The organism is Pinirhizobacter soli, assembly GCF_015905305.1.
Classification (GTDB): domain Bacteria; phylum Pseudomonadota; class Gammaproteobacteria; order Xanthomonadales; family Rhodanobacteraceae; genus Pinirhizobacter; species Pinirhizobacter soli.
The window spans coordinates 141,173-150,180 of record NZ_JADZLQ010000005.1 but is presented as its reverse complement, the minus strand read 5'-3'; the positions used below and the strand labels follow the sequence as shown (position 1 = coordinate 150,180).

At 65.2% G+C, this 9,008-nt stretch carries 4 protein-coding genes; 3 read left to right on the top strand and 1 reads right to left on the bottom strand.

The features are described 5' to 3' along the window. Positions 1 to 329: 329 nt before the first annotated feature. A complete protein-coding gene (locus NDK18_RS19235) occupies positions 330 to 863 on the bottom strand; it encodes a c-type cytochrome (RefSeq protein ID WP_250628735.1) in 534 nt (177 codons plus the stop codon). A gap of 285 nt (positions 864 to 1,148) precedes the next feature. Here NDK18_RS19235 and NDK18_RS19230 point away from each other — a divergent pair, with 285 nt between their 5' ends. From NDK18_RS19230 to NDK18_RS19220, 3 genes are all read left to right on the top strand, one after another. Then, positions 1,149 to 2,408: an efflux RND transporter periplasmic adaptor subunit gene (locus tag NDK18_RS19230; protein ID WP_250626562.1), complete on the top strand. Its 1,260-nt coding sequence runs from the start codon at positions 1,149 to 1,151 to the stop codon at positions 2,406 to 2,408. 74 nt (positions 2,409 to 2,482) lie between these two features. After that, entirely contained in the window at positions 2,483 to 5,719 is a 3,237-nt protein-coding gene (locus NDK18_RS19225; RefSeq protein ID WP_250628734.1) for an efflux RND transporter permease subunit, read from the top strand. Positions 5,720 to 5,864: 145 nt separating this feature from the next. Next, on the top strand, positions 5,865 to 9,005 hold the full coding sequence (locus tag NDK18_RS19220; protein ID WP_250626564.1) for an efflux RND transporter permease subunit: 3,141 nt from the start codon (positions 5,865 to 5,867) through the stop codon (positions 9,003 to 9,005). The last annotated feature ends 3 nt before the right edge of the window (positions 9,006 to 9,008 follow it).

Sequence of the window (9,008 nt, the reverse complement as noted above, 5' to 3'; positions counted from 1 at the left end):
CCCCACCGCTCCCCTAACCGCAACGGTGAATTGTGGGGAGAGCAGGATGAGGGTGCCTTGTAGTCGCCGTCAGTGATGGAGGCCGTTGCCTGTCGGCGATGGCGTTGCCTCGAAAGGCAGAAACCATAACTTTTCAAGCCGCGTGCTTTGCTTCCTGCGCATGAGTCGGAGGGAGGGGCGGGTATCACCCTGAGAGCGATTCCGCAGGGAGGCGAAGCCGACTGAGGACTTAGCGACCAGGGTGATACCCGCCCACTCCCATCCCCCTCAACGCAAAAAGCCACCTCGCGGCGGCTTTTGCTCTGGCGCTTGAAGCGGCGATAAGGCGCTTACTTGACCTGCGACACCATCCACTTGACGGTGTTGCCGACCTGTTCCTCGTTGAGCGAGGGGTTGCCGCCCTTGGCGGGCATCATGTTGCCGTCGGGGCCCTTGTAGCCTTCGATGGCGTGCTTGATGAGGGTGGGGATGCCTTCGGCTACGCGGGCGGCCCAGGCGGCCTTGTCGCCGAGCTTCGGCGCGCCGGCGACACCGGCGGTGTGGCAGCTGTGGCAGAGGTTGTCGTAGATCGTCTTGCCGTCGGTCGTGCCGCCGTAGGCGACCTGCGCGGCAGCAGCCTTGGCGGCGGCTTCCTGCGCGGCCTGCATGGCTGCGCGGCCGGTATCGCCGGCATAGACGCCACCGACGGCAGCGATGCGGTCGTTCTTTGCCTGGACCTGGGTGGGGTCCGCTTCCTTGGGGATGCCGGAATAAATCCAGTAGGCAAGGAACATCAGGAGGACGGTGAGGACCGAGAGCCCGGTGGTGAGCAGTGAGAACTGCTGCAGGAAGCTCTTGTCGGATTTGCTTGGTGTACCGCTCACGCATGACTCCTGAAGGGGGTGCTGGCCCAGGCATGGCCCCCCCTGAAGGGGGCACAATCAGTCGCCGAGTATAGCCGAAAGGGTGTCGCGGGGTGATCACGCCCGGCGGGATATTTTGGCCGTCCGTTGCTGTCCAACCCTGCCACAGGTCACGCGGTACCCCTGTCAACCGGCATTGTTCAACCTCATTGCAGTGAACCTATGCTATTGACCCATGGGTAAGGCCCGCGCGTACCGCGTTGGCGCCGGGGACAACCCCCGCAGTTTCTATACGGAGAGCGTTTCATGTCGCGTTTTTGGAAGATCGCGCTGGCGGTGATCGTCGTGCTGGCCATTGCGGCAGTGATCGTCGTGCCACGCCTGGGCCACAAGGGTGGCGCTGCTGCCGGCCAGCAGGCCGGGGCTGGGCAAGGGGACGGCAAGGGCAAGGACGGCAAGGACGACGCACCGATTCCGGTCACCGTCGTACCGGTGGTCCGCCAGGATGTGTCGGTGTTCCTCAATGCGCTGGGCAACGCGCAGGCCTTGAACACCGTGACGGTGAAGCCGCAGGTCGGCGGCCAGCTGATGAAGCTCAACTTCAAGGAAGGCCAGGAGGTCAAGAAGGGCGACGTGATCGCCGAGATCGACCCGCGGACCATCCAGGCCAACCTCGACCAGGCCCGCGCCACGCTGGCGCAGAACCAGGCACTGCTGGGCACCGCACGCAGCAACCTCAAGCGCTCGCAAGACCTGGTCGCCAACTCCAAGGAGCAGTACGTCTCCCAGGCCGACCTCGTCACGCTGAAGAACACCGTGCAGCAATACGAAGGGACGGTGGCCGGCGCGCAGGGCGCGATCCGCGCCGCCGAAGTGCAGCTGGGCTTCACCAAGGTGATCGCCCCGATCGACGGCGTGGCCGGTATTCGCGCGGTGGACGTGGGCAACATCGTCGCGACCACCGACAGCCTGGTGGTGCTGACCCAGCTACATCCTCTGTACGTGACCTTCAAGCTGCCCACCCAGAACCTCGACGTGGTGCGCGCGGCGCTTGCCAGCGGCGATGCCCCGGTGACGGTGCGCGATCGCGCCGACAGCCACGTAGTGGCCAATGACGGCAAGCTCGACGTGATCGACAACCAGATCGATGCCTCCACCGCACAGTTCGCGGTGCGTTCGGTGTTTCCCAATACCAAGACCGAATTGTGGCCGGGCCAGTTCACCAACGTGCAGTTGAAGGTGAGCACGGTCAAGGGTGGCCTGGTGGTGCCGACGCAGGCCGTGCAGCGCGGCCCCGATGGCGACTACGTGTACCAGGTGCAGGGCGACAACACCGTCAAGATGCAGCCGGTGGTCTCCGGGACCGAAGTGGGCGACAGCCACGTGCTGATTTCCCAGGGCCTGAAGGAAGGCGACCGCGTGGTCACCGAAGGTCAGTTCCGCCTCAAGCCCGGCAGCAAGGTCCAGGCGCTGGCCCCGGGCCAGGTGCCGGCCTCGCCGACCGCCGCGGAGCTGGACAAGACCAAGCAGGCAGCAAACCGCAAGGGCGGCCGCGGCGGCCGCTAAGTAAACGAGCAAGGCGCGCGCGCGGCAACGCTCGCCGCGCGTGACCTTAAAGAAGTATTGCAAGGACACACCACGTGGGTTTTTCGACACTCTTCATTCGCCGGCCGATCGCCACCTCCCTGTTGATGGTGGCGATCATGCTGCTGGGCATCCTGGGGTACCGGCAGCTGCCGGTTTCCGCGCTGCCTGAAATCGATGCACCCAGCCTGGTGGTTACCACGCAGTACCCGGGTGCCAGCGCCACCACCATGGCCTCGCTGGTCACCACGCCGCTTGAGCGCAACTTCGGCCAGATTTCCGGGCTGCAGATGATGAGCTCGGATTCGTCGGCGGGCCTGTCCACGATCATCCTGCAGTTCGATATGGGCCGCGACATCGACATCGCCGCGCAGGACGTGCAGTCGGCGATCAGCCAGGCCAAGGGCACGCTGCCAAGCTCGCTGCCGTATCCGCCCGTCTACAACCGCGTGAACCCGGCCGACGCGCCGATCATGACGTTGAAGCTCACCTCCGATTCGGTGCAGCTGCGCGACATCAACGACGTGGCCGATTCGATCCTGGCCCAGCGCCTGGCCCAGGTGCAGGGCGTGGGCCTGGTGAGCATCGCCGGCAACGTGCGTCCGGCCGTGCGCATCCAGGTGAACCCGACCCAGCTGTCGAACCTGGGCCTCACCATGGAGGACCTGCGCAGCTCGCTCACCGCCAGCAACGTGAACGCGCCCAAGGGTACGCTCAACGGCAAGACGCAGTCGTACAGCATCGGTACCAACGACCAGCTGGCCACCGCTGCGGAATACAAAGACACGATCATCGCGTACAAGAACAACGCGGCGATCCGCCTGACCGACGTCGGCCAGGTGGTCGACGGCGTCGAGAACGACCAGCTGGCCGCATGGGCGGACGGCAAGCCCGCGGTGCTGCTGGACATCCGCCGCCAGCCCGGCGCCAACATCGTGCAGACGGTGGCGCGCATCCGGCAGATCCTGCCGGACCTGCAGACGGTGCTTCCGGCCGATGTGAAACTGGAAGTGTTCTCCGACCGTACGGTAACCATCCGCGCGTCGGTGGAGGACGTGCAATTCACCTTGATCCTCACCATCTTCCTGGTGGTGGCGGTGATCTTCGTCTTCCTGCGCAGGTTGTGGGCCACGGTGATCCCGTCGGTGGCGGTGCCGCTGTCGCTCTTGGGTACCTTCGGCGTGATGGCCTTCACCGGCATGTCGCTGGACAATCTTTCGCTGATGGCGCTGACGGTAGCCACGGGCTTCGTGGTCGACGACGCCATCGTGATGATCGAGAACATCGTCCGCTACATCGAGCAGGGCAAGGACGGCAAGGAGGCGGCCGAGATCGGCGCCCGCGAGATCGGCTTCACAGTGGTGTCGTTGACGGTGTCGCTGATCGCGGTGTTCCTGCCGCTGCTGCTGATGCCTGGTGTCACCGGCCGCCTGTTCCATGAGTTCGCCTGGGTGCTGACGATCGCCGTGGCGATCTCGATGCTGGTGTCGCTGACCCTCACCCCGATGATGTGCGCGTACCTGCTGAAGGCCGATGCGCTGCCCGAGGGCGAAGACGCCCACGAGCGCCATGCCGCCGACGGCAAGGTCACCTGGTGGTCGCGCGTGGTCGGTGCCTACGAACGGTCGCTCGACGTGGTGCTGGCCCACCAGCGCACGACGATGGTGGTGGCCTGCATTACCGTGGCCCTCACCGTGGTGCTGTACATCATCATTCCCAAGGGCCTGCTGCCCGAGCAGGATACGGGCCTGATCACAGGCGTGGTGCAGGCCGACCAGAACGTCGCCTTCGAACAGATGGAGCTGCGCACCAAGGCGGTGGCCGATGCGCTGCGCCAGGTGCCCGATGTCACCGGCGTCGCCGCCTTCATCGGTGCAGGTTCGATCAATCCCACCCTGAACCAGGGCCAGATTTCCATCGTACTGAAGGACCGCTCCGACCGCGGCAACCTGGAAGACGTGGTCAGGCGCCTGCAGGAGGCCGCCGCGCACCTGCCGGGCACGGCGCTTTACTTGAAGCCCGTGCAGGACGTGACCCTGGAAAGCCGGGTGGCAGCGACCGAATACCAGTACGCGATGAGCGACGTGAATTCGGCGGAGCTATCGAAGTACGCCACGCAGATGACCGCCGCGTTGCGCCAGCGCCCGGAACTGGCGGACGTGGACAACAACCTGGCCGACATGGGCAATGCGCTCAAGCTCACCATCGACCGCGATGCCGCCAGCCGCCTGGGTGTGCCGGTACAGACGATCGACGACACGCTTTACGATTCGTTCGGCCAGCGCCAGATTTCCACCATCTTCACCCAGCTCAACCAGTACCGCGTGGTGCTGGAGGTCGACCCGCAGTTCCGCTCGAGCAAGGATCTGCTGGACAAGCTCTACGTCAAGAGCAACGGCAGCGGCGCGCTCACCGGCAGCAATGCCACCACCTTCGGCCAGGCCTCGTCCAGCAACTCAGCCACGGCCACCGGCATTGGCCTGTCCAATACCGGCATCCTGCTCGGCGGCGGCGGCGCGGTGCCGATCTCCACCCTGGCCTCGGCACAGGTGACCAACGCTCCGCTGGTGATCAGCCACCAGCAGCAGTTGCCGGCGGTGACCATCGCCTTCAACCTGGCCCCGGGTTATTCGTTGTCAGAAGCGGTGAGTGCCATCCACGAGGTGGAAAACCAGGTAAACATCCCGCCGCAGGTCGCCAAGCAGTTCGTCGGCAAGGCGGCGGAGTTCTCCTCCTCCGTGGGCGATACCATCCTGCTGCTGCTCGCCGCCGTGGTGGTGATCTACATCGTGCTGGGCGTGCTGTACGAAAGCTACATCCATCCGATCACCATCATCTCCACGCTGCCGCCCGCCGGCGTCGGCGCCCTGCTTGGCCTGCTGATGTGTGGCATGAGCCTGTCGGTGGACGGCATCGTCGGCATCGTGCTGCTGATCGGTATCGTGAAGAAGAACGCGATCATGATGATCGACTTCGCCATCGAGGCGAAGCGCATGGGCATGAATGCCCATGACGCCATCCGCCGCGCCTGCCTGCTGCGATTCCGCCCGATCATGATGACCACCGCCGCGGCACTCCTGGGCGCCTTGCCGCTGGCCCTGGGCAACGGCATCGGTTCGGAGCTGCGCCGTCCGCTGGGTGTGTCGATCGTCGGTGGCCTGCTGCTCAGCCAGCTGGTCACGCTCTACACCACGCCTGTGATTTACCTCTACATGGAACGGGTTTCCGACTGGATCGAGGCGCGCCGGGAGCGGCGGGCCATCGCCCGCGACGCCGCCCGGGGACTGGCGTGATCCACCCTCCGTCGCGCATGGCGCGACGAGCCGGGGTACCCTTTGATCGCCGGGCGGGCAACCGCCCGGCGAAACCGTTTCCGGGCATTGACGTTCATGGGCGCATCCCGGCCACGCCGTCAGCCGCCTCTCTATTCCCCAAAGCATGAATATTTCCGGTCCCTTCATCCGCCGTCCTATCGGCACGAGCCTCCTTGCCGCGGGCGTCTTCGTGGTCGGCATGATCTGCTACGGCCTGCTGGGCGTGGCGGCTTTGCCGGACATCCAGTTCCCGGCGATCTTCGTGCAGACCAGCCAGAGCGGCGCCGACGCCAACACCATGGCGGCCACGGTGGCGGCACCGCTTGAGCGCCACCTGGGCCAGGTGCCCGGCATCTCCACGATGCGCTCCAATAGTTCTGAGGGCCGAGCTACGGTCTTCATGATCTTCGACCCGAAACGCAACATCGATGCCGCGGCCCGCGACGTGCAATCGGCACTCAATGCCTCGCAGTCGGATCTTCCCGCCGGGCTACAGCCGCCGAGCTACCAGAAGGCCAACCCGAACGACGACCCGGTGATCGCCATTGCGCTCACCTCCGACACGCTGGCCCGCGATGCGTTGTACAACATCGCCGATTCGCTGCTGGCGCAGCGCCTGCGCCAGCAGGTCGGCGTGGCAAGCGTGGACATCTATGGCAGCGCCACGCCGGCAGTGCGCGTGGACGTGGACCTGCAGCAGCTGAACTCCATGGGCCTGACCCCGGACCAGCTGCGCAATACCCTCACTGCCGCCAACGTGACCTCGCCACAGGGGTTCCTGTCCAATGGCCGCACCACCATGGCGGTGGTGGCCAACGACAACATGCATAGCGCGGCGGATTTCGCCAAGCTGATCATCGCCAACAACAACGGCACGCCGATCCGCCTGGACCAGGTGGCCAAGGTGTACGACGGCCAGCAGGACGCGCAGCAGGCGGCCTGGTTCAATGCCAAGTCCGCCGTGCTGATGTACGTGTTCAAGCAGTCCAACGCGAACGTGATCCAGACGGTGGACAACATCCGCGACCAGCTGCCGCAGATGCGCCAATGGTTGCCCGAAGGCGTGAGGCTGCAGCCCTTCTTCGACGGCACGCCTACCATCCGCGCCTCGCTGCACGAAGTGGAGGCCACGCTCCTGTTGAGCCTTGCCATGGTGGTGATGACCATGGCGCTGTTCCTGCGGCGGCTGGCGCCCACGGTGATCGCGGGCCTGGCGGTACCGCTGTCGCTGGCCGGCGCATTCTTGATGATGTACATCTTCGGGTACACGCTGAACAACCTGTCGCTGCTGGCGCTGGTGATCGCCATCGGCTTCGTGGTCGACGATGCCATCGTGGTGATCGAGAACGTCATCCGCCACATGGACGAGGGCCTGAGCCGGCGCGAGGCGGCCCTGCTTGGGGCGCGCGAGATCGGTTTCACCATCGTCTCCATCACCGCCTCGCTGCTCGCCGTGTTCATCCCGTTGCTGTTCGCCACCGGCATCATCGGCATGTTCTTCAAGGAATTCACCGTGGTGCTGTGCTCGGCCATCGCGGTGTCGGCACTGGTATCGCTCACCCTTACCCCTTCGCTGTGCGGTCGGTTCCTTACCCATCATTCGCACCGGCCGCCCTCGCGCCTGAGCCGCGGCATCGAGCGGTTCCTCAACGGCATGCTGGCGGTATACCGGCGTTCGCTGGACTGGACCTTGCGCCACGCGCTGTTCATGGCGCTCACGCCGCTGGTGTTGATCGGCATCACGATCCTGCTCTCACGTATGGTCAACACCGGCTTCTTCCCGCCGCAGGACACCGGCCTGATCCAGGGGCGCGCCACGTCCGGCGCCACCGTGTCGTTCACCGAGATGGAAAAGCGCATGGAGCGCCTGACCCAGATGTTGCGTGCCGACCCGGACGTCGCCACGGTGGGTTCGCGCCTGGGTACCAGCCGGCAGGGCACCAGCGGCAGCTTCAGCATTGGCCTGAAGACCCTCGCCCAAGGCCGGCAGGACACCACCTTCGACGCGGTCACGCGGTTGTCCGCGAAGGCCGCCAAATTCCCCGACCTGAACCTGCGGCTCCGCGCCGTGCAGGATCTGCCCACCGGCGGTGCCGGCGGCGGCTCGAGCCAGGGTGCGCAGTATTCGGTGTCGCTGAAGGGCAACGATCAGGAAACCCTGCAGCTGTGGCTGCCCAGGCTGCAGGCGGAACTGAAGAAAAGCCCGCTGCTGCGCGACGTGGGCACGGATGTCGACGATGCAGGCCTGCGCCAGAACCTGGTGATCGACCGCGATGCGGCATCGAAGCTCGGCGTGACGGTGGGCAATATCGATTCGGCGCTTTACGACGCCTTCGGCCAGCGCTCGGTGTCCACCATCTATTCGGACATCAACCAGTACTCGGTGGTGATGAGCGCGCTACCGGCGCTGGCGGCGACACCCGATGCGATCAACCGGCTCTACGTGCGCAGCACCAGCGGCGCGATGGTGCCGATCACGGCGGTCACCAAGCAGATGCCGGGCCTTGCCCCGACGCAGGTGGTCCACGAAGACCAGTACACAACGATGGATATCAGCTTCAACCTGGCGCCGGGCATCAGCATGGGCGAGGCCACCCAGGTGATCCAGAAGACCATCGACAACATGCGCCTGCCAGGCGATATCCGCATGGACTTCGGTTCGGACTTCAGGCAATTCCAGCAGTCCCAGGGCGACATGCTGTTGCTGGTGATGGCGGCGATCGTCACCGTCTACCTGGTGCTGGGCATGCTCTATGAGAGCCTGATCCATCCGGTGACGATCCTCTCCACCTTGCCGGCCGCGGGTGTCGGCGCCCTGCTGGCGCTGGTGATCACCGACACCGATCTTTCGGTCATCGCGATGATCGCGCTGGTGTTGTTGATCGGCATCGTGAAGAAGAACGCGATCATGATGATCGACTTTGCCCTGGTGGCCGAACGCGAGCATGGCAAGAACTACATGGAGGCCATCCGCGAGGCCTGCCTGGTACGCTTCCGGCCGATCATGATGACCACCATGGTCGCCATCCTGGCAGCGTTGCCGCTGGCCATTGGCCTTGGCGAAGGCTCGGAACTGCGCCGTCCGCTGGGTATCGCCATGATCGGCGGCCTACTGGTATCGCAGAGCCTCACGTTGCTCAGCACGCCTGCGCTCTACGTGATCTTCTCGTGCCTGGCCGAGCGGGCACGCAACCGCAAGCAGGTGCGCCTGGAGCGACGCCAGGCGCGCCGCCGCGCTGCGGCGCTCGCCCGTGGAAACGGATAACGC

Bases quoted from the DNA above. Each gene is read 5' to 3' on its own strand.
- NDK18_RS19220 (WP_250626564.1), top strand. From the start codon at position 5,865: ATGAATATTTCCGGTCCCTTCATCCGCCGTCCTATCGGCACGAGCCTC.
- NDK18_RS19230 (WP_250626562.1), top strand. From the start codon at position 1,149: ATGTCGCGTTTTTGGAAGATCGCGCTGGCGGTGATCGTCGTGCTGGCC.